This window comes from Priestia sp. KCTC 13724, from assembly GCF_056820425.1.
The window spans coordinates 1-20,272 of the sequence record NZ_JBXDLD010000018.1; the positions used below are offsets into that span (position 1 = coordinate 1).

The window sequence follows — 20,272 nt, forward strand, 5'->3', positions numbered from 1 at the left end:
CCATGTTTATTGTCCTTTATTTTGGATTTGGATGGTTTAGTACCGCCCAACCATTATAAAGGCTTTTTTTATGCAAAGATAAAATTACTGAAAATTTAGATTTTTATAAAGCGTTGAATTATTTTAATGCGACACTAGTGGTATTTTTTCACTAATGTTGCATTAAAATAATTTCAGTTTTAAAAACACTCAAAATCTTCAATAATCTCGTTTTGCGTAAAGAAAAAGTCCTTTATAATGGATAAAGTCAGGTGGTCACCCGTCCAAATCCATTAAAAAGGACCCACGTATGGACAAGATTACACCAAAAACTTCATTTGGACAATGGTTTTCACCCATCAATCTTCAATTATTTGAAGAAAACGTGAAAACGATGAAAGTAGATTACTATACGAAAAAATTAACGACGGAATCGTTCTTTAAATTACTCCTTTTTGCACAGCTGCAAGAAATTGAAAGTCTGCACGCACTTACAGATTGTCTTTTCGACGAACAGCTTCAAAAAGGGATCGACCTTGATTCATCAGTATTTCTCAGCTGTCACGCCGGTTAAATGGCATGAATCCAGATCTCTTTCAACGGCTTTTCCTGGATTTAGTGACACAAATTCATGCCAAAACGCACTACATGAAACTCGTGATGCCGTTAAAAATCCTTGATTCAAGTACATTACCACTCAATTTGACCAATCATAGATGGGCAACGTTCCGCACAACAAAAGCAGGTGTGAAATTACATCTACGTCTTGTCTTTATGGAAAAAAGGGACATCGTATCCTGAAAAAGCCGTTGTGACAACGGCAAAAGAACATGATCGCGGTCAACTTGAAGTCATGATCGATGACAAAGAATGCATGTACGTGTTTGACCGTGGCTACCTCGATTACGAGCGATTTGACCGCATGACAGATGATGGCTACTTTTTTCTTTCAAGGCTGCGGAAAAACGCCGTCATACGGGAAGTTTACGACTTCAAACTGCCAAACGATACGACCGTTTTATCAGATTAAATGGTGTTGATTGGCACGACGCAAAATCGAGCAGAAAATTATTTCCGTCTACTAAAAGTCATGGATTCAAAAGGAAATGAGCTCCATTTAATCACGAATCGCTTTGATTTGAGTGCCGAAGAAATGTCTGAGATGTACAAATCGCGCTGGGCAATTGAGTTGTTTTTCAAATGGATTAAACAGCATCTCCGCATCAAAAAGTTTTACGGACAAAGTGAATGGGCGATTCACAACCAAGTGTTGATCGCACTTATCGTCTTTTGTCTGCATGTACTCGTGTAGCTCGAAACAAAAAGTAAGCGAAAACTCCTGCAAATTAGCCGTTATTTAAGGGCTGCTTTGTGGAAGCCAGCACATATCTGGCTTCGAAAAATGAAAGGGGAAGCTGTCCCTTAATGAGCAAATGATCGTTGTCTCTTTTGTCTACTTGTAAATAAAAACCAAATAGATGGAGCCACCTTTGTTTGGATATTCACTTTTTTGGCTCTTCATTAGGAAAGATATAAAACTGAAAATTCAAATAAAATTTACGCAACACTAGTGGCTTTATATAACTAAATTAATGTTTAGTCAGAAAATTATGAAATATTATGGTTATGAATGCGCTTACATGTTATGATTGTCTTATATTGATAAGGCGGTGTTTTTATGTACAAATTTGAAAGTTCTTTTGCAAAAGGGATGTATTTCGGAGTACCCATGGCACTAATCCTTTGGACCCTCATTATCATGTTAGCAAAATCGTTGCTTTTCTAGCTAACTAAATAAATATATACACTTATCTGCTCGCTAATTATGGCAGGCTTTTTTGTGTTTATAAAATTAGGCTCTTTTCGTAAAGATTGTTGCTTTTAATTATAACAAGGAATAATTTACTTTTTATGGTATTATATAAAGAGAGACTTATTCAGCTAACGGGCAGGTTTATTGAAGAAGCAACATATAGGGTTGAAACTTTTGTTCGAAAAATCCATATAGTTATTAAAGTATTACACACGGGGGGTGTCACTTTGGAAACTAATGTCCAAACATCTCAAAACATTCGAGTGGTGACCAAACAAGAAGTGAGTATGAGGAAATTACTAAACATAATAGGCATATTCATTTTCGCTGGGTTAGCATTAACTAATCTAACAAATCCACTCCCTTCAACCGATTACACCAAAGAATTTTTATTATTTATTGGTGGAAGTGCTATTACCTATTATATTTTAGTCAATATCTACTTCATTGGACAAATAGGTAGAAAGGTAGTCCTTACAATTCTTTTTCTATTAGGTTCTTTTAGTATAATTATGGCTATTTATCTTGCGACTAATCCAGTATCACACTAATAGCTATATTCAAGTATAGGGGGGCTTTAACGGAATAAGAAATACAGTCGTTCCAACATAGGAATGGCTGTTTTTTCATACCTCACGTAAGAAATTGACGGTAATGCTATTTGAATTTTGGCAAGCACTGAGCAACATTTGGTTTATCTGCTCCTTTTCAGCCAACTTCTTACTTTGCTGAAGGAAGCTGAACCAGTAAAGATAATTATCCAAATACTTTGTAGCCACTCCTTGAAACCTAACCATCCAGCCTTTTAAACGCTTATGATAGTTATTGACGTTTTGCAGATGGTAGATGCCTTTTTTGACGTACCCCTCTTTGCTTAGGTTTATTGGTTCGTGTTTAAGTGCCTTGATTTGGGCAAATTTCTTGTAGTTCGTGGCTGTATCTGTGCATAACAAAGAAGACGGGTCAATATAGTTTCCGATAACCGCGTCAATTTCTTCTGCTTTTACACGACCATTTCCAGCCTTTTGAGCAATGACTTGCCCATTTCTGTCTTGGGCGACAACAACAGCAATTTTAAGATTGCTAATCCCTCTCAATTTATCTCTACCGCCGCGTTTCTTGGGTTCCCTGTCCAGTTTTCTTCGTCCTTTTAAAGACTCTTTAAAGAAGGTCTCATCACTTTCGATAATCCCTTTCAACACTTGATAACCCATTGAACGCAGAACAAACAGAATTTTATGTCTCCAGTAAAATGCAGTAGAGATGTGGATTTTTAAGCGTTTGGAAATCTTAGGAAACGTATAGCCCTCTACCATCATTTGAAAATACTTCGCCCACTTACCAAGATAATGGGTTCCTGAAATCGGAGTATTTGAAAGGTCGTTAAATGACTTTCCGCAGTCACGACAAAGGTATCTTTGTCTCTCTCTGTACTTGCCATTTCGCTTCACTTTAACACTTCCACAATGTATGCAGACCAACCCCTCTTTAAAACGGGTTTCTCTAATTGTTTTGTATGCATCTTTCATATCAGCATCTTTATTATCGATAAAGTCTTCTTTTAAAAGGTTAAATAGTTGAATTTACTCGTCTTTAGTTAAGTCCGAAAACGTGGCATAGATGTCTTTAATCATTGAGAAACCGCCTCCTGAAAGAGTATTTTATCACCTCTAATAAGGATGGTCAAAATAGCAACAATCTATGCGAAAAGAGCCTAAAATTATTATCGAAGGGATGATTTAAATGAAATACCTAAATGATACTCACTACAAAGCTATCGAGCTACTACTCGAAGGTAAGAAAAATCAAGAAATCGCAGAAGTGCTCGGCGTTCACCGCAATAGCATCACGAACTGGTTAAAAGACGACGCGTTTCAAGCTGAATTACGTAAAGCAGCTACCCGCCATAGTCAACATAGGCTCGGCGAATTGATTAGTCGTATGTATGAAGTCGCGATTAACGAAGGATCTGCAGCGATGGCAAAGCTTATCTTACAATCGCAGGGCATGTTATCCGAGAAACATATCGTTGAACGAGAAGCTCCAAGTACTATTAACGGTATTAACTACGATAAGATTGACGATGAGATTGCTGCATTTGCTAGACGATTAGAAGATGAAACGGATATTGAACATTAACGGATTACCTTCGGGTGGTCCTTTTTATTTTATTTGGAGGTGTAACGATGGATAAACAATTAATCGAGTTTGATAACGCAGTCGAAGCGTTAGGAGATTCTATGTTAATCAACATGCCAGAACAGCGTATCAAAGACGTTCAGCAGTTCCGTGAATATTTCTCGCAACAAACGGATCCTAAGCTGCGCAAGTTAGGGATTCGTCTTATAGACGAGTGTACCAGCTTCGCCTATATGTTCCGTATGGGCGTAGATTACGGCAAAGTATTCGATAAATCACTAGAAATAAGACATTTACGAGAGGAGGTAACGAGACGTGGCTTATCAGTTACAAGCAGTACTCAGCTTAAAGGATGAACTTTCTAAAAATATGAAATCAGCAATAAAGTCTATTAACGCTGCAAAAAAGGCGACTGATACTTTCCGTGACTCTAACGGTCGTTTACGTGATTCAATGGGGCGTTTCACCAAAGCTAATCATAGCGCATCCAGTAGTCTATCCGGATTTACTAGTCATACGGGTTCTGCGATTCAAGCAGTTGGTGCGTTATCTGCCGGAGTTCTTACGGCTGCAGGCGCTTATAAAACGTTGCAGGCCACTGTTGGTGAAGCAATGAAAATGGAACAGTCACAGGTTACAATTGACGCCATGTTCGATAATAAGAAGCTATCTAAGCAGTACCAGGATATGCTGAACTCGTTCGCCATTAAATCGCCAGTACTAGATTCCTCTGAAATATTCGCTAACTCAAAGTCTTTTATATCGCAATCAAAGGATGTAAAGCAGTTGGAGAAGATGTGGAACCTAACAGAACGACTACTCGCTGTAGATCCGAAGCAAGGCGTTGAAGGCGCAGTAATGGCAATGAAGGAATTAATGAGTGGTGATACTCAATCAATGGTAGAACGTTTTGAAATGCCACGTAAAGCGTTAAATGACATCAAAAATCTACCGTTAGATCAGCAGTTAGCAGCGTTAGATAAGTTGTACAACAAAATGGGTATGACGAATAAGCTCGTAACTGCGATGGGAAGTACTTCGTTAGGTTACATCACGCAAATTAAAGAAGCGTTATCTATGAAGTTTCGTGCAGTTGGCTTCGAGGCGTTGAAATCGCTTAAGCCTATCATCGGTGATATCAAAAATGCGGTTAGTGACGGGGCTCTGGACGGTTTCTTTAAATCGATGGGGAGTGCTTTCGCTTTCTTAGGATCCGAGGCGTCTAAATTCGCTAACTACGTGAAGACGAATTGACCAACTATTAAAGCAAACTTGACTCCACTAAAACAACGCTACAACCGGTCGGCGATGCGCTAAAACTGCTATATGACGGCGCAAAAAAAGCCGGCGACTATATCATAAATAACTGGAATACCGTCCAGGAAACGGTTATTGCTCTCGGATCTGCATTCGTAGGCTATAAGATAGCGTTACAAGGCGCTTTGATAGTCGGTACAATTACGAAGCTCATGCGGGAGTATCAAAAGGTTGCTGCTACGGTGACAATTGCGCAGTGGGCTCTTAACGTTGCGATGGATGCGAACCCTATCGGAGTGGTTGCGTTGGCTATTGGAGCGTTAATTGGTGCTGGTGTCTTGTTATATCGAAACTGGGACACCGTTAAAGCTAAAGCGCAGCAGTTATGGGCTAAATTCGGAAGTCTTATTACGAAAATACTAGCATTCTCCGGACCTATCGGAGCGCTTATTGCAGGCGGTATTAAACTTTGTCAAAACTGGGATAAAGTCAAAGCGGTAGGTACCGCAGCGTTTAATGCTATCGGTAACGTAATCGATAAAGTTAAAGGTAGATTCCACGCATTCACAAGCGCAGTAGCATCGTTCAAAATGCCGAGTATGGCGAGCACGAAAGCCGGAATGGGACCGTCGAAGCCGAAGAAAAACAAATCATCTTACCACGGAGAATCTTACGTACCTCGTAACGGCATGATGTATTATCGACTCCACCAAGGCGAGCGAGTCTTAACGAAGAAGGAAAACCGCCAGTATTCGAAAGGCAGCGGCAAGTCATTAGTCGTTAACTTAAACGGAACAACTATCCGCGAAGATGCAGACGTCGATAAACTAGCGTCAGCACTAGCACGAAAAATCTACTTAGCAGGGGAGGCAGGCGCATAAAAACAAGAGGGAGTAGGGCTGAAACAGGCTCTTCTCTTTATTTTTTTATGTCGCTCATGTTTGAAAAGGAATAAGTAAGGATATGACTAAATATAAATGTTCTGTACGAAGGAAAAAATATGCGCTCTGTGGAATATTGTGTTAGTATATGGAAAAAGGGGGACATGCCTATGAGTAAAATCTCAGTGACGCCTCGTGAACTAAATACTATACGCAGAGCCGCATCCAAAACTGGAGGAGTGGTTACATTGCGCAAAAAAAGTATAGAAGAAATGGAAAAAGAGTTAGGCTTAGACAAAGTAAAACCCATGGAGTTAGCTACAAGTGACGACCAAATCGCGATTGAAGAGGGAGATTGCTTCGCTAAATGGTATGAAGAGGAGTTGCGAGAACTATATGAGCGCGAATGACAGACGAGCGAAACTCGCCGCGAAGGATCGTGCAAAAGCCGATCAAGGCGAGTTTTTCTTTGCGAGAATTAAGTTATCTGACGGAAAAATTTACCCAAGACCGGTTTTTGTTATAGGTAAACATCTTGATTCTAATGATCCCGAAGAAGTGATAGTTTGCTTTTGTACAAGCACTGGTCCTCGTACAGACTATGACAGGCAAGTTCAACTAAAAGAGGAAACTTTCGTGCGTACAAATAAAATTTATAATATGTCTCGGGACAGCATTCTTTTCAAAATCCATTCAAGTTTAACTCACGAGGAAATTCAAGACTTATTAACGTATTGTCGAAAAGCTATTTCGTAATAAATTGATATTTACAAAGTTTCATAAACTTCAGAGACCAGCGATTCGCAGGTCTTTTTTTTTATTCGCATAACCGTTTTTTTTAATACAATAACAGGTATAATTTCACAATGAAAGCGAAATATTTAATCCGTGTTTCTTCATATTTAATATATGTGCTTAGCGTATTAATTATACGAATAGTCAAAACATTCTCTTGTCAACGAAGGGTCACTAGGTTATAATTGGAACAAATAATACGACAATACTGTGCGAAAAAGATGCACGTCAGAATACATACGTTTGACTTGGCGCAAACTCATCGGATGATTTTTCGATTAGATTTTGCAACGGCCTTCTAAGCCGTCGGTCGGGAGTTCGAATCTCTCCTGGGACGTCCAAAAAGCCTACTTTTTATCTTAAGATAAAAAAGTAGGCTTTTTGTTTTGTTCTCCTAAGAAGTACAAATGAACTCGATAGAAAAACTTTTTTAAAATCATCTCATCCTTAGAGCCTCAATGATGAAAGCGTATCCAAAGATTCTGTTTAGTCTAAATTATCTAAAAAATATTCAAAAAACGGTTGACTATGTATAAAAATGGGCGTAAGATAGTCCTCAAATATAAGTTTTCTAAAAATTTTAATTAGTTGAAAACGTTAGTTTTCTCTGTTATTTGAAAGTGGAAACCTGAGAATAACAGAGAGATGAAATAATGAATTAAAACGTTGAAGAGGATAAGTAATTTTGATAGTTTGGTATCAACAGAGAGTCGGGTTGCTGGAAGCCGACGTTACCAGATCAAAGTGAACTCACCTCAGAGTGTCATCCTGAATTGAGTAAGGGTGGCCGAGTGTTATTCCAACACACTCGTTATCAAAACGAATGTTTATACATTCATGAGGTAGTCTTCGTGACTACAAATGAGGGTGGTACCGCGTAAAGTACAAAAGACTTTTCGCCCCTTGACCTATCTTAATAAAGTGGGTCTTTGTCAGGGGTGGAGAGTCTTTTTTTCTTTTTATTAAGAAAACGAAAGGATGAGAAAAAGTGGGAGCCAATATGCAAACAAAAGAGCCAGCAAGCATTGGGAAACAAATGAATGGATCTGACATGTTGATTGAATCTCTAAGAAGAGAAAATGTTGACGTCATTTTCGGTTACCCAGGAGGAGCTGTCTTACCAATTTATGATAAGCTTTACGGCTCAGGAATGTTTCATGTACTTGCTCGTCATGAGCAGGGTGGGATTCACGCAGCCGAAGGGTATGCGAGAATTTCTGGTAAGCCTGGTGTTGTCATTGCTACAAGTGGACCTGGTGCTACAAACATTGTAACTGGTTTGGCAGATGCAATGATTGACTCACTTCCTTTAGTTGTATTTACGGGGCAAGTAGCGTCAAGTGTAATTGGTTCAGATGCGTTCCAAGAAGCCGACGTATTGGGAATTACAATGCCGATTACCAAGCACAGCTATCAAGTACGTAAAGTCAGTGATTTGCCAAGAATCATTAAAGAAGCATTTCACATTGCAACAACGGGAAGACCTGGTCCAGTATTAATTGATATCCCAAAAGACATGGCGCAAGGAGATGGCGAATTCAGCTATGAAGGTGAGGTTAACTTACCTGGCTATCAGCCTACATACACGCCAAACCAGCTGCAGGTTAAGAAATTAGCCGAAGCGGTAACAGCTGCTAAAAAGCCAGTTATTTTAGCAGGCGCGGGTGTATTGTTAAGTAAAGGTTCAGAAGAATTAAAAAATTATGCAGAACAGCAAAACATTCCTGTTGTGAACACGCTGCTAGGTTTAGGCTGTTTTCCGGCGGATCATCCGCTTCATTTAGGAATGGCCGGCATGCACGGCACGTACACAGCAAACATGGCGATTTATGAGAGTGATCTTCTCATCAGTATCGGAGCTCGTTTTGATGATCGTGTAACAGGCAATTTAAAGCACTTTGCACCAAATGCTAAAATTGCACACATTGATATCGATCCCGCTGAAATCGGTAAAAATGTACCAACGAAAATCCCAATCGTGGGAGACGCAAAAGAAGTGCTGTCACAGCTTCTTTTACAGGATGGCGAAACAGGAGATTATACGAAATGGCATGAGAAATTAGCTGGGTGGAAACAAGAATATCCTTTATGGTATGAGAACTCTTCAGAAGTGTTAAAGCCTCAAAAAGTGATTGAGCTACTGCATCAATATACGGATGGAGATGCCGTAGTGACAACAGACGTAGGTCAGCATCAAATGTGGGTTGCTCAATACTATACGTTCAACAATCCAGACCGATGGGTAACTTCGGGCGGTTTGGGAACAATGGGGTTTGGTTTACCTTCTGCCATTGGTGCACAGCTGGCAAATAAAGATAAAACAGTTGTAGCAGTTGTTGGAGATGGTGGCTTCCAGATGACGCTTCAAGAATTAGGTGTCATTCATGAGCTTAATCTACCTGTGAAAGTGGTTATATTAAACAATCATTCTCTTGGAATGGTTCGTCAGTGGCAAGAAATCTTCTATGAAGAGCGCTATTCTCATTCACTGATTCCGAATCAGCCAGACTTTATGAAACTAGTGGAAGCTTATGGTATTAAAGGGCTTCAAGCAAAGACTGAAGAAGAGGCACACGCTGTATTAAAAGAAGCGATGGAGACGGATGGTCCAGTGTTAATGAACTTCTTCGTAGCACCAAAAGAAAATGTGTATCCGATGGTTGCTCCTGGAAAAGGACTTCATGAAATGGTGGGGGTGAAACCGTGAAGCGGATTATAACAGCAACAGTGTTAAATAGAGCAGGCGTATTAAATAGAGTAACAGGGTTGTTCACCAAAAGAAATTTCAATATTGAAAGTATTTCAGTAGGTCATACCGAATCAGAAGACGTATCGCGCATGACGTTTGTAGTAAACGTGGAAGACGATGGCGCTGCTGAACAAGTAATTAAGCAATTAAACAAGCAAATTGATGTCTTAAAAGTTCAGGACATTACTGAACAGGCCGTTGTTTCACGAGAGCTTGCTTTAATGAAAGTAGCTTCAACACCAGCGAGCCGAAATGAGCTGTATGCAGTTATTGAGCCATTTCGAGCAACCATTCTTGATGTTAGCCGAGATAGTTTAATCATCCAGGTAACAGGTGAATCAAGTAAAATCGAAGCGATGATTGATCTACTTCAGCCATACGGACTGAAAGAAGTAACGCGAACGGGTACCGTAGCTGTACCGCGCGGAACGCAAAAAGTAGCGGCAAAGTGGTCATCAATTATTTAACTAAGATATAAACCAAAAATTAACCTATAAAAATTAAAAACAAAGAGGAGAGATTTATTATGACAAAAGTATATTATAACGGTGACGCAAAGGATCAATTCTTACAAGGTAAAACAGTAGCAATCGTAGGATACGGTTCACAAGGTCACGCTCATGCACAAAACTTACGCGATAGCGGAGTAAACGTAGTTGTTGGTTTAAGAAAAGGTAAATCATGGGAGCAAGCTGAGCAGGATGGATTCACAGTTCTTTCAGTGAAAGAAGCTGTACAACAATCTGAAGTTGTGATGGTCTTATTACCAGATGAGCATCAACCAAAAGTATATAATGAAGAAATTTTACCAGGATTAAAGCCAGGAAAATCATTAGTTTTTGCACATGGCTTCAACATTCACTTCAACCAAATCGTTGCTCCTGAATTTGTAGATGTATTCTTAGTAGCTCCGAAGGGTCCAGGACATCTTGTGAGAAGAACATATGAAGAAGGTGCGGGTGTACCAGCTCTATTTGCTGTATTCCAAGACGTAACTGGTGAAGCAAAAGAAATTGCGTTAGCATACGCAAAAGCAATCGGATCAGCTCGTGCTGGTGTATTAGAAACAACATTTAAAGAAGAAACAGAGACTGATTTATTCGGTGAGCAAGCAGTTCTTTGCGGTGGCTTAACATCATTAGTAAAAGCAGGTTTTGAAACGCTTGTAGAAGCAGGCTATCAGCCAGAAGTTGCATACTTCGAGTGTTTACATGAATTAAAATTAATCGTTGACCTTATGTATGAAGGTGGATTAGCAGGAATGAGATATTCAATTTCTGATACTGCTCAATGGGGTGACTTCGTATCAGGGCCACGCGTTGTAGATGAGCGTTCAAAAGAACAAATGAAAAAAGTGCTTGAAGACATCCAAACAGGTAAATTTGCTAAAGGTTGGATCCTAGAAAACCAAGCAAATCGTCCAGAGTTTACAGCAATCAATAACAGCGAAAATGAGCATTTAATTGAAAAAGTTGGTGCGCAGCTACGTGAAATGATGCCATTTGTAAAAAAACAAAAGAAAGAAGCGGTGGTCGCTAGTGCAAAAAATTAACCTATTTGACACGACGCTACGAGACGGGGAACAATCACCTGGAGTTAATCTAAACCTACAAGAAAAGCTTGAGATTGCAAAACAGTTAGAGCGTTTAGGAATTGATGTAATCGAAGCAGGTTTCCCAGCTTCTTCAAAAGGCGATTTTCAATCGGTGAAGGAAATTGCGTCGACTGTCAAAGATTCTTCTGTAACAGGCCTTGCAAGGTCTGTTACACAGGACATTGACATCGCTTGGGAAGCCTTAAAAGACAGTGCTGAGCCAAGGCTGCACGTATTTATTGCTACTTCTCCAATTCACTTGGAGCATAAGTTGAAAAAGACACCAGAGCAAGTGCTAGAAACAGCGGTTGAAATGGTGAAATACGCAGCGAAAAAGTTTCCGATTGTTCAATGGTCTGCCGAAGATGCATGCCGAAGCGAATTACCGTTTCTAGCACAAATTGTAGAAGCTGTCATTGATGCAGGGGCTAAGGTTGTTAATATTCCGGATACGGTTGGTTATACAACGCCGGCTCACTACGGATCTGTGTTTCAATATTTAAAAGAAAATGTTTCAAACATTGATAAAGTGTCATTGTCTGCTCATTGTCATGATGATTTAGGCTTAGCGGTAGCGAATTCACTTGCTGCAATTGAAGCAGGAGCAACACAAATTGAAGGGACAATCAACGGGATTGGTGAGCGTGCTGGAAATGCGGCTTTAGAAGAAGTTGCACTTGCCTTAAATATTCGCAAAGATTTCTATCAAGCGGAGTCAGGCCTGGTTTTACCAGAAATTAAGCGAACAAGCGATTTAATTAGCAAGCTAACGGGCATGACGATTGCACCAAATAAAGCAATTGTAGGTAAAAATGCTTTTGCTCACGAATCTGGTATTCACCAAGATGGTGTCTTAAAAAATCCATTAACATACGAAATTATTTCTCCAGAACTTGTTGGGGTGAAACAAAACCCGATTGTGCTTGGGAAGCATTCTGGAAGACATGCATTCCGTACACGCTTAGTAGAGCTAGGGTTTGTTCTAGAAGATGAGCAAGCGAACGTTCTATTTGAAAAATTTAAGGACTTAGCAGATAAAAAGAAAGACATCACAGATGATGACTTGTTTGCGCTAGTAGTGCACAAGCAGGTTAATCACGATGTTGAATACAATCTAGAAGGACTTCAAGTACAGTATGGTATTAATAATATTCCAACTGCTACAATCACGCTTCAGCGTAAGAATGGAGACGTTGTTCAAGAAGCGGCGACGGGATCAGGGAGCGTTGAAGCAATTTACAATACGCTGGCACGTTGTTTAGAACAAGATGTAAAGCTATTAGATTATCGCCTACAGTCCATTAACGGTGGACCGGATGCGCTGGCAGAGGTATTTGTTAAAGTAGAAAGTGACGGTGTGGAAGTAAGTGGAAGAGGCGTAGCATTTGATGTACTAGAGTCATCGGCAAAGGCTTATATCAACGCAATTAACCGCTTATTCGCAGTTAAGCAGCACCGCGTTGAGCAAGAAGTGTAATACGTAGACAAGAAGGGAGAGACTATCATGACAAAAAAGGTAGCGGTGTTACCTGGAGACGGAGTTGGGAAAGAAGTTACAAAAGGTGCAATCGACGTCTTAAACGCCATCGGTCAACGCTTTAACCATCAGTTTGAATTTAGCTATGGGTTAATCGGAGGAGCTGCTATTGATACAGAAGGAGTACCACTTCCAGAAAGTACAGTAGCGGTTTGTAAAGAAGCGGATGCAGTATTGCTTGGGGCTGTAGGTGGTCCTAAGTGGGATGCCGTTCCTACACAGCTCCGTCCAGAGCGAGGCTTATTAGCAATTCGTAAAGAACTGGACCTTTATGCTAACTTGCGTCCAGTTACTTATTATGATAGTTTAGCAGATTCTTCTCCTTTGAAAAAAGAATATATTCAAGACGTTGATTTTATTATCGTACGTGAGCTAACAGGCGGCTTATATTTTGGAAAACCAAGTGAACGCCGCACAAATGGGAGTGAAGAAGTCGTTGTAGATACGCTCTATTACAAGCGTGAAGAAATTGAGCGTATCATTCGCCAAGCATTTGAAACAGCAAAAGTTCGTCGTCAAAAGGTTACGTCTGTTGACAAAGCGAACGTATTGGAGTCAAGTCGTTTATGGCGTGAGATTGCTGAAGAAGTATCAAAAGATTATCCCGAAATTGAGCTTGAACATATGCTAGTGGATTCAGCAGCGATGCAGCTTATTCGTAATCCAAAGCACTTTGACGTAGTCGTTACTGAGAACATGTTCGGAGATATTTTAAGTGATGAAGCTTCGATGCTGGCTGGGTCTTTAGGGATGTTACCATCTGCTAGTTTGACGTTAAACGGACCTTCTCTTTATGAACCTGTTCATGGCTCTGCACCAGATATTGCAGGCCAAAATAAAGCTAATCCAATCGCAGCTATTTTATCAGCAGCGATGATGTTAAGACATTCATTTGGTCTTGAAGAAGAAGCGAAAGCAGTGGAACAAGCGGTAGAACACGTATTAAATGCTGGTCATCGTACAGCAGATTTAGCGAACGGCTCACATTATTTGTCAACTGAAAAAATGGTAGAAGCAATTGTTGATACGATTGCTGACGATTCTGCAATTGTTAACATTATGACAGCTTATAGTTAATCATGCGTTTCTCACCTTTATGTGAGAAACGTTTTTCATAACTGGAAAGGAGGAGCAAGATGAAAGCAAAGAACATTATTGAGAAACTATGGGAACAACATGTAGTACGCCAAGAAGAGGGGAAGCCGGATTTATTATACATTGATCTTCATCTTATTCACGAAGTAACGTCACCTCAAGCATTTGAAGGCTTACGTGTTGCTGGGCGAAAAGTAAGGCAACCCAATTTGACGTTTGCAACGATGGATCACAACATTCCGACCGTTGACCGCTTCAACATCAAAGATCCAATTGCAAAAAAACAAGTTGATACGTTATCTGCAAACTGCGCTGAGTTCGACGTGAGGCTGTTAGACTTAACGAATGAAGAACAAGGAATCGTTCATATTATTGGACCGGAATTAGGTTTAACGCAGCCTGGTAAGACAATTGTATGTGGGGATAGTCATACATCTACCCACGGAGCGTTTGGTGCATTAGCATTTGGTATTGGTACGAGTGAAGTTGAGCACGTATTAGCTACTCAAACGCTTTGGCAAGCCAAGCCAAGAACGATTCAAGTAAAAGTGGATGGCCAAAAGAAGCCTGGTGTATTCGCAAAAGATATCGTACTAGCGATTATTCAGAAGTTTGGTGTGAACTTTGGAACAGGTTCTATCATCGAATTTACGGGAGATTGCATTAAGCAGCTTTCAATGGAAGAGCGGATGACCATTTGTAACATGTCCATCGAAGCAGGAGCAAAAGCAGGCTTAATCAGCCCTGATGAAGTAACTTTTTCTTATATTAAAGGAAGAGAATATGCACCAAAAGGTGAAAAGTTCACTGAAGCAGTTGAAAAGTGGAAAGCGTTAGCTTCGGATGAAGGCGCAGAATATGATCAAACGCTAGAAATTGATGCAAATGAAATCGAGCCTGTTGTGACATGGGGAACAAATCCTGCGATGAGTTCGTACATTAGTAAAACAGTTCCTACATTTGAATCATGTAACACGGATTCAGAACGCAAATCATTGGAAAGAGCGTTAGACTACATGGGGTTAACTCCGGGTATGGCAATTGAAGATATTCCAATTCAACACGTATTTATTGGTTCCTGTACGAACGCTCGCTTATCGGATCTACGTGATGCAGCTTCTTTTATAAAAGGAAAGAAAGTATCACCGAATGTGCGAGCAATGGTTGTACCAGGTTCTCAGAAAATTAAACGTATTGCTGAAGAAGAGGGGATTGCAAAAACGTTTGTTGAAGCTGGATTTGAATGGCGTGATTCAGGATGTAGCATGTGTTTAGGGATGAACTCGGATTTAGTTCCTCAAGGGGAACATTGTGCTTCCACGTCAAACCGTAACTTTGAAGGACGTCAAGGTAAAGGGGCACGAACTCACCTTGTTAGTCCAGTGATGGCGGCGGCAGCAGCAGTATATGGTCACTTTGTAGACGTTCGTAAATTACAAGAAGAAGCTGTGAGATAAGGAGAGGTAACATGAATGCATTTACAGTTGAAACAGGAAAAGTAGCCGGGATGGACCGCTCTAATGTCGATACAGATCAAATTATTCCAAAGCAATTTTTAAAGCGCATTGAGCGTACTGGTTTTGGAAAATATTTATTTTTTGATTGGCGATACAATGAAGATGGAGTAACGCCAAATCCTAGCTTTGAGCTAAATGCGCCTGAAAATGAAGGAGCAACAATCTTAGTTGCAAATGAAAACTTCGGATGTGGTTCTTCACGTGAGCATGCACCGTGGGCATTGTTAGATTACGGCTTTAGAGCCATTGTGGCGCCATCTTTTGCAGATATCTTTAAACAAAATTGTCTAAAAAATGGAATTCTACCAATTGCATTACCAGTTGAAGATGTTGAGTATCTATTGAAGGAATCAAAAGCAGCTGATTATAACTGCACGATCGATTTACATCAGCAAACAATTTCAGACGAAGCTGGATTCAAACGAACGTTTGACATTAATAGCCATTGGAAATATATGCTTGTAAATGGGTTTGATGAAATTGGTTATACGTTATCGTTTGCTTCTGACATTGATCAGTATGAAAACAATACCGTTCGTTATTGAAAAAAGCTGGGCAAAGTTACCTCTTTGCTCGGCTCTTTTTTGCGTTCTATTAGACAACTTGCTAAACTGTATAACAAAGAAATGTGAAGTGAGGAGAGAATATGACTGAGCAAAAGCGAGATAATGTAATTGCGTTTCCTCATTTGCAAGAGCGTTTAGTAGAAAAAGCGAAAGAATATCTACAGAATAAACGCTTTAATGAGGCTCTGCATTTATTTAAGCAAGCATACGAAATAGGCCAAGAGCACCGAGACGTATTGTTCGGGCTAGCTGTATGTTATTTAGAACTAGGAGAGGTTGAAACAGCTAAAACGCTTTGTAAAAAGATGTTGCATGAAGACATAGGACATTACTATGATAATCTACAAATGCTTTTAATGATTCTTATCCAGCTTGGTGAGTATAAAGAAGGCTATGAAACCTTGCAGGCTGTTATAGAAGAACATGATGTACCCGCTGAGGATCAAGAGCAAATTAATCAGCTCTTAGCGTTTTGCTTATCGAGAATGAATCAAGAAAAGGACATAGAAGGACAAACAGAGCAGGAGCAGCTTACGCGTTTAAAAGATTTCTTAAATGAGACGGTCGTTTCAAATCAGATTGATCATTTACACACGCTCCCTCTTCATCGAATGAATCAGTATAGCTTCTTCTTACAAGAGCTATTCACAAATGAATCCGTTCATCCCATTGTGAAAACCGAGGCTCTTAAAATATTAATGAAGGAACAGGTTAACCATGACTTTCACATCAACAAATTTCAGCGTGAGAAAAAAATTAATCCGCTCACTTTACAGCAAATAATACCATCTCCGTTAGCCATTCATGTTGAGAAATCCCTGAGGGAAAAGTTGGAACACGAAAATCCCACTATGCTCCAAGCAAGCTTAGAGATTTGGAATCGTTATTTATATGTTTTATTTCCATTCAGTCCGGTTAATGAACATGTAGGTATCTGGGTGGAGGCGTTATACGCACTCGCAACTGAATTATATGGTGAAGAGGTTGACGCTGAGCAAATCGCACTGATGCATAACTTCTCTGCTGAGGATTTGAAACAAGCTATTAAACACCTAAAGGAAATTGAAGAAATTTCTTTGATATAAAATGAGGTGTTTTGTTGAAACGTCATTGTTGTATGTTATAATATAATGGTTGTAAAATGCACTTAAACAAGTATAGTGGAATTTCATCTTTACATCACGTTCCTACTTACTTTAAAGTAATAGGGAGTTCGATAGATAATGAAGGAAACATTGATCTCATTATCAGAGTGAAAATCACTACTTAAAATGATTTTGGAGGGAAATATACATGTCTGCAAAATGGGAAAAACAAGAAGGTAATCAAGGCGTTTTAACAGTAGAAGTTGAAGCTGCTGAATTCGATAAAGCCTTAGATAAAGCATTCACAAAAGTTGTTAAACAAGTAAACGTACCAGGTTTCCGTAAAGGGAAAATGCCACGTCCACTATTTGAAAAACGCTTTGGTGTAGAATCTTTATACCAAGATGCACTAGATATCTTATTACCAGAAGCTTACAGCAATGCTGTTGCTGAAGCTGGTATCGAGCCAGTAGATCGTCCGGAAATCGATGTTGAAACAATCGAAAAAGGACAAGACTTAGTTTTCACTGCTAAAGTAACAGTTAAGCCTGAAGTGAAATTAGGCGAATACAAAAACTTAGAAGTTGAAAAATTAGAGACAACAGTAACTGACGAAGACGTTGAAGCTGAATTAAAATCTCTTCAAGAGCGTCAAGCTGAGCTAGTAGTAAAAGAAGAAGGCGCTATTGCTGAAGGCGATACTGCTGTAATCGACTTTGAAGGATTCGTTGATGGAGAAGCATTCGAAGGCGGAAAAGGTGAGAACTATTCATTAGAAATTGGTTCTAACACATTTATCCCAGGCTTTGAAGAGCAATTAGTAGGTTTAGAAGTTGGCGCTGAAAAAGACGTTGAAGTAACGTTCCCAGAAGAGTACCATGCTGAAGAGCTTGCTGGTAAAAAAGCAACTTTCAAAGTGAAAGTACACGAAATCAAAGCAAAAGAATTACCAGCATTAGACGATGAATTTGCTAAAGATGTAGACGAAGAAGTAGAAACTTTAGAAGCATTAAAAGCGAAAACAAAAGAAAACTTACAAACTGCAAAAACAAACGAAGCTGAATCAGCTCTACGTGATGCATTAGTAGAAAAAGCTGCTGAAAATGCAGAAGTAGAAATTCCAGAAGCAATGTATGCAACTGAAATGGATCGTATGATGCAAGAATTCGAGCAACGTTTACAAATGCAAGGTTTAAACCTTGAGCTATACTTCCAGTTCTCTGGTCAAGATGAAAAAGCTTTACGTGACCAAATGCGTCCAGACGCTGAAAAACGCGTGAAGATTAACTTAACGTTAGAAGCTATTTCTCAAGCTGAAAATCTTGAAGTAACTGACGAAGAAGTAGAAAAAGAATTAGAGAGCATGGCAGGAATGTACAACATGCCTGTCGAAGAAATTAAGAAAGTGCTTGGCAGTCTTGAAACAGTTAAAGCTGACATGAAGATTCGCAAAGCTATAGAATTTCTTGTAGAAAACAGCAAAGCTGTAGCATAATAATAGTAAAGAACAAGGCGCGACTTGATCGTGCCTTGTTTTATAACCTTCAAAAGTTTTTTCATACCATAACGACACGCCAGCACGCTGTTTTGTTCAATTGTCAAAAATCCGTAGTTATGAAATTGGCTTAATAAGCTGACAATACATAATAGCCAATCGATGCTTTTCGCTCATCAAGTGTTTATACATAAAACGTTTTAGTATCTATTCCGAAAAATGTATGATAAAATGCAATACAAATCTTTTCATACATGGGAAACTCGGTATGATAAAAGGTCATGCTTTTACTAAGAAGAGGAAGAGCAGTTGGCAAATAACTCGGATTAAGTGAGCTTCCAGCACTTTAGTCATTACTATAAGGGGTGAAAATTATGTTTAAATTTAACGATGAAAAAGGGCAACTAAAATGCTCGTTTTGTGGTAAAACACAAGAACAAGTTCGTAAATTAGTTGCTGGTCCAGGTGTTTACATATGTGATGAATGTATCGAGCTTTGCACTGAGATTGTTGAAGAAGAGCTTGGAACAGAAGAAGAAGTAGAATTTAAAGATGTGCCAAAACCAAAAGAAATCTGTGAAATTCTAGATGAGTATGTAATTGGCCAAGATGAAGCGAAAAAATCTTTGGCTGTAGCTGTTTATAATCATTATAAACGCATTAACTCAAACAGTAAGATTGATGACGTTGAATTAGCTAAAAGTAACATTGCTTTAATTGGTCCAACAGGTAGTGGTAAAACATTACTTGCTCAAACGTTAGCTCGTATTTTAAATGTGCCGTTTGCTATTGCTGATGCAACGTCGCTAACAGAAGCTGGTTACGTTGGTGAGGATGTTGAGAACATCTTATTGAAGTTAATTCAAGCCGCTGATTATGATGTAGAAAAAGCAGAAAAAGGCATTATCTATATCGATGAAATTGATAAGGTAGCAAGAAAGTCTGAAAACCCATCAATTACGCGTGACGTATCTGGTGAAGGTGTTCAGCAAGCATTGCTTAAAATTCTTGAAGGCACTGTAGCAAGCGTTCCTCCACAAGGTGGACGTAAGCATCCGCATCAAGAATTCATTCAAATTGACACCACAAATATCCTATTCATTTGTGGTGGAGCATTTGATGGTATTGAACCAATTATCAAGCGTCGTTTAGGTAAGAAAGTAATTGGGTTCGGTTCAGAAACAAAACAAGCAGACCTTAACGATAAAGAGTTATTATCAAAAGTTCTGCCAGAAGACTTATTAAAGTTTGGCTTAATTCCTGAGTTTATCGGTCGTCTACCTGTTACGGCTAGTCTTGTACCGTTAGATGAAGGAGCGCTTGTTGAGATTTTAACAAAGCCAAAAAATGCGCTAGTAAAACAATATCAAAAGCTTCTTGAGCTAGATAATGTTGAGCTAGAGTTTGAAGATGAAGCACTTGTTGAAATTGCTCGTAAAGCAATTGAACGTAAAACAGGTGCACGTGGTCTACGTTCAATCATTGAAGGTATTATGCTAGAAGTGATGTATGATTTACCGTCTCGTGAAGACATTGTTAAATGTATTATCACTGGAGAAACGGTTCGTGATCAAGTAGCACCTAAGTTTATTTTAGAAGATGGTTCAACGGTTGAACAAGGAAGTAAAACATCTGCTTAATAAATAAGAAGACAGAGCGTTAGTTTTTAACGTTCTGTCTTTTTTTATTTTATGAAGAATTTTATGCTAAATTTGTTTATTCCACCTGTTGCAAGGAGATAATAACAAATAATTATCTTAACAATTGTTG

At 39.3% G+C, this 20,272-nt stretch carries 18 protein-coding genes, 1 pseudogene and 1 other annotated feature; of the genes and pseudogenes, 18 read left to right on the top strand and 1 reads right to left on the bottom strand.

The genetic code is table 11. The annotated features are described in order from the left end of the window. Positions 1 to 289 precede the first annotated feature (289 nt). Both AC1UFB_RS02380 and AC1UFB_RS02385 read left to right on the top strand, forming a co-directional pair. Positions 290 to 1,405 (top strand): annotated as a pseudogene (locus AC1UFB_RS02380) (IS4 family transposase). A 614-nt stretch (positions 1,406 to 2,019) separates the two neighbouring features. Beyond that, entirely contained in the window at positions 2,020 to 2,343 is a 324-nt protein-coding gene (locus tag AC1UFB_RS02385) for a hypothetical protein (RefSeq protein ID WP_235859243.1), read from the top strand. Positions 2,344 to 2,418: 75 nt separating this feature from the next. Here AC1UFB_RS02385 and AC1UFB_RS02390 read toward each other — a convergent pair whose 3' ends face one another. Continuing rightward, positions 2,419 to 3,375, bottom strand: a complete 957-nt coding sequence (locus tag AC1UFB_RS02390; protein ID WP_482588484.1) for an IS1595 family transposase — start codon at positions 3,373 to 3,375, stop codon at positions 2,419 to 2,421. Positions 3,376 to 3,535: 160 nt separating this feature from the next. Here AC1UFB_RS02390 and AC1UFB_RS02395 point away from each other — a divergent pair, with 160 nt between their 5' ends. The 16 genes from AC1UFB_RS02395 (at position 3,536) to clpX (ending at position 20,142) form a co-directional block, all read left to right on the top strand. Next, on the top strand, positions 3,536 to 3,931 hold the full coding sequence (locus AC1UFB_RS02395) for a phBC6A51 family helix-turn-helix protein (RefSeq protein WP_326046611.1): 396 nt from the start codon (positions 3,536 to 3,538) through the stop codon (positions 3,929 to 3,931). A gap of 14 nt (positions 3,932 to 3,945) precedes the next feature. Beyond that, on the top strand, positions 3,946 to 4,287 hold the full coding sequence (locus AC1UFB_RS02400) for a hypothetical protein (protein ID WP_157803514.1): 342 nt from the start codon (positions 3,946 to 3,948) through the stop codon (positions 4,285 to 4,287). After that, positions 4,247 to 5,185, top strand: a complete 939-nt coding sequence (locus AC1UFB_RS02405) for a hypothetical protein (protein ID WP_482588441.1) — start codon at positions 4,247 to 4,249, stop codon at positions 5,183 to 5,185. Before AC1UFB_RS02400 ends, AC1UFB_RS02405 begins: the two co-directional genes overlap by 41 nt. Positions 5,186 to 5,430: 245 nt before the next feature. Next, on the top strand, positions 5,431 to 6,069 hold the full coding sequence (locus AC1UFB_RS02410) for a hypothetical protein (protein WP_100346751.1): 639 nt from the start codon (positions 5,431 to 5,433) through the stop codon (positions 6,067 to 6,069). 170 nt (positions 6,070 to 6,239) lie between these two features. Then, a complete protein-coding gene (locus AC1UFB_RS02415; protein WP_100346752.1) occupies positions 6,240 to 6,479 on the top strand; it encodes a hypothetical protein in 240 nt (79 codons plus the stop codon). Next, positions 6,466 to 6,825, top strand: a complete 360-nt coding sequence (locus AC1UFB_RS02420) for a hypothetical protein (RefSeq protein WP_100346753.1) — start codon at positions 6,466 to 6,468, stop codon at positions 6,823 to 6,825. The genes AC1UFB_RS02415 and AC1UFB_RS02420 overlap by 14 nt, the downstream gene beginning before the upstream one ends. A 696-nt stretch (positions 6,826 to 7,521) precedes the next feature. Continuing rightward, positions 7,522 to 7,771: a binding site (T-box leader), on the top strand. 93 nt (positions 7,772 to 7,864) lie between these two features. Further along, complete coding sequence (gene ilvB / locus AC1UFB_RS02425) at positions 7,865 to 9,571, top strand: acetolactate synthase large subunit (protein WP_100348146.1); 1,707 nt, start codon at positions 7,865 to 7,867, stop codon at positions 9,569 to 9,571. Beyond that, positions 9,568 to 10,080, top strand: coding sequence for an acetolactate synthase small subunit (gene ilvN / locus AC1UFB_RS02430; protein ID WP_025908570.1), 513 nt, complete (start codon positions 9,568 to 9,570; stop codon positions 10,078 to 10,080). The genes ilvB and ilvN overlap by 4 nt, the downstream gene beginning before the upstream one ends. A 59-nt stretch (positions 10,081 to 10,139) precedes the next feature. Further along, positions 10,140 to 11,165, top strand: a complete 1,026-nt coding sequence (gene ilvC / locus AC1UFB_RS02435) for a ketol-acid reductoisomerase (protein ID WP_025908569.1) — start codon at positions 10,140 to 10,142, stop codon at positions 11,163 to 11,165. Beyond that, positions 11,152 to 12,684: a 2-isopropylmalate synthase gene (locus AC1UFB_RS02440; RefSeq protein ID WP_100346754.1), complete on the top strand. Its 1,533-nt coding sequence runs from the start codon at positions 11,152 to 11,154 to the stop codon at positions 12,682 to 12,684. The genes ilvC and AC1UFB_RS02440 overlap by 14 nt, the downstream gene beginning before the upstream one ends. Positions 12,685 to 12,711: 27 nt before the next feature. After that, entirely contained in the window at positions 12,712 to 13,821 is a 1,110-nt protein-coding gene (gene leuB, locus AC1UFB_RS02445) for a 3-isopropylmalate dehydrogenase (protein WP_025908567.1), read from the top strand. Positions 13,822 to 13,880: 59 nt separating this feature from the next. Continuing rightward, positions 13,881 to 15,296, top strand: coding sequence for a 3-isopropylmalate dehydratase large subunit (gene leuC, locus AC1UFB_RS02450; protein WP_061785017.1), 1,416 nt, complete (start codon positions 13,881 to 13,883; stop codon positions 15,294 to 15,296). A gap of 11 nt (positions 15,297 to 15,307) precedes the next feature. Next, the gene (gene leuD / locus AC1UFB_RS02455) at positions 15,308 to 15,901 is read left to right on the top strand and encodes a 3-isopropylmalate dehydratase small subunit (protein ID WP_025908565.1); all 594 of its coding nucleotides are present in this window, start codon (positions 15,308 to 15,310) and stop codon (positions 15,899 to 15,901) included. A 101-nt stretch (positions 15,902 to 16,002) separates the two neighbouring features. After that, positions 16,003 to 17,007: a tetratricopeptide repeat protein gene (locus AC1UFB_RS02460; RefSeq protein WP_025908564.1), complete on the top strand. Its 1,005-nt coding sequence runs from the start codon at positions 16,003 to 16,005 to the stop codon at positions 17,005 to 17,007. Positions 17,008 to 17,215: 208 nt separating this feature from the next. Next, positions 17,216 to 18,502 (top strand): trigger factor, encoded by a 1,287-nt coding sequence (tig, locus tag AC1UFB_RS02465; protein ID WP_328100900.1) that lies wholly within the window; start codon positions 17,216 to 17,218, stop codon positions 18,500 to 18,502. A gap of 374 nt (positions 18,503 to 18,876) precedes the next feature. Further along, the gene (clpX, locus tag AC1UFB_RS02470; RefSeq protein WP_100346756.1) at positions 18,877 to 20,142 is read left to right on the top strand and encodes an ATP-dependent protease ATP-binding subunit ClpX; all 1,266 of its coding nucleotides are present in this window, start codon (positions 18,877 to 18,879) and stop codon (positions 20,140 to 20,142) included. Positions 20,143 to 20,272 lie beyond the last annotated feature (130 nt).